The organism is Nitrospira sp. BLG_2 (genome assembly GCF_049222245.1).
This window is the reverse complement of sequence record NZ_JBLYIG010000440.1, coordinates 1-1880: the sequence shown is the minus strand read 5'-3', so window position 1 is coordinate 1880 and position 1880 is coordinate 1. Positions and strand designations below refer to the sequence as shown.

General features: G+C 54.9%; 2 protein-coding genes. Both read right to left on the bottom strand.

All coding sequences use genetic code 11. The features are described 5' to 3' along the window. Nucleotides 1–8 precede the first annotated feature (8 nt). A complete protein-coding gene (locus ACOSYY_RS12050; protein WP_421662635.1) occupies nt 9–1496 on the bottom strand; it encodes a DUF1254 domain-containing protein in 1488 nt (495 codons plus the stop codon). 246 nt (nt 1497–1742) lie between these two features. Then, entirely contained in the window at nt 1743–1871 is a 129-nt protein-coding gene (locus ACOSYY_RS12045) for a DUF481 domain-containing protein (RefSeq protein WP_421662636.1), read from the bottom strand. Between the last annotated feature and the right edge of the window lie 9 nt (nt 1872–1880).

Sequence of the window (1880 nt, the reverse complement as noted above, 5' to 3'; positions counted from 1 at the left end):
CTGTTGACTTATTTCACCTTCACAACGTCGTCTGGCTTCCAGGTCTGGTCGTAGAACGGCAGCTCCGTGCCATAAAGACGGAGGGCAACGAGAAAGTTGCGGCCAGGAACGGTCTTGATGAAGGCTGAGTCGGCCACGTTTGGGGGTTTTTGCGGCCCGAACCAGATGTCAATGGAGCCATCCGAATTCTTCGGTTGATCGTAATAGCCGTTCGTCGAAGGCAGAAGCTGATCGGTCTCGGGCATCGTTCCATCGATGACGTTGTAGGCCGTGACTGCCCAGAACAAAGATGCCGGCACATTGGGCGAGAGATGCAGTTTATAGATATTCGATCCGTTTAAGAATTTGCCATCGGCATCTCGCGCGGTAAACGGATACTTCGAGCCGGCACCGGTCGTGCGCATCACCATCGCCGGGGCCGAGGAGTAGGCGTACTGAAAAAATCGCACCCGCGCGCTGATATCCATGTAACTCTCCTGCATGAACTCCGCGGTGCCCCCAGCCCAGGCGCGCTCATATTGTCGATGTTTGTAATAAAGATTTCGCTTGTCTTCCCGACCGAGCTGGGCCGTTGCCAAGATCATCTTGGGCGCAGTTTCAACCGCCTTTTTCAAAAGGTCCTGCTGTCTAGAGGTTGGCTCAAACGCTTCGCCTTTCACGATGCCGATCGAGGCCAGCACCCCACGTAGTTCGGGGTCGATGGCGGTGACGGGTTCGTAGTCCACGAATTCTTTCAGCTTGGTCCAGTAGCTGTTGTCCGTAGGATACATCATGTTCACCCGCTTACCGCTGGCGTCGGGGAACTGCATCGGCTTGATGTTCTTTTCCTCGCCCCACAGCGGATACACGCGTGTCTGTTCCGCAGCCGCTACGGCGGGGGCAGGGTCAGGTCTTCCATTGCTCTTAGCCATCACAGTGCGGAAAAAAAGGAAGACGTTGTAGGTGGAGGACTCGAAGGCAAAGTAGCTTTGTGGGATGTGACCCTTGTAACCAGGCGGCAGCAGTAGATAGAGGTCGCCGCGCTCACGATCCGGCCCGATCGCGCCGACATCGGTGATGGTGCGTTGGAAGAAATCGGTGAACATCCCGATTACTTTTGGGGGCACGTGCACGACAAGGGGGCCGGTTTCCTTGAGGTCGAGATAACTCATGGAATAGATCACGTCTGCATTAGGTGTCGGCACCCAGGTCCGGCTGTCCATCCGTTGCTTCCAGATGGGGAGGATGTGGTAGCCCTTGCCGAACGCTGATTCCGAACCGTCGCGCATGCCGATCACGTTCAAGGCGGGTTGCATTGTCATGTACGCGTGAATGGCGCGCTGATAGTAGAGTTCGTCGCGCAACGTTTCGGCGTCTTTTTGCGGCAACCAATTGCCGTTGTTGATTTGCTTGGTGAGCGGAGGAGCGTCCTGGGCGATGGACGCCGTCGCCGCACCAAACGACAGCACAAACGCGACGATGCTTGGAAGTACACGATCAACGATTCCTTCTTTCATAGAACCCTCCCATTGGGGCATGAGTTTTGTAGTCAGTTCGTTTTCAACTCGGTCTGGATGTAGAGCTGTGGTGAAGGTGAGCCACTGGTCTGAATATCGCAAACGGCGCACACGCATAGATCCAAGAGAAGAAACTATCATGCCTCTTTAAAGAACTAGAACTGTAAAAAGTGACAGCCCTCAACGTATGAGTGTGGTGCATTCGTTAAGAAGGTAAAATCGGAGAGTCCGCTCGGCGTGACCGCCTCAGCGCTCGAACTCGTAGCTGATGCCGAAAATGAAGGTAGAATCGACCGTCTTGCGGTCGGGCGCCGGCTCCGAATTATAGCGAATGTCGTACTCGAGATTAAGCGCGAAGTCCCCATAGACTTTCACGCGGATTCC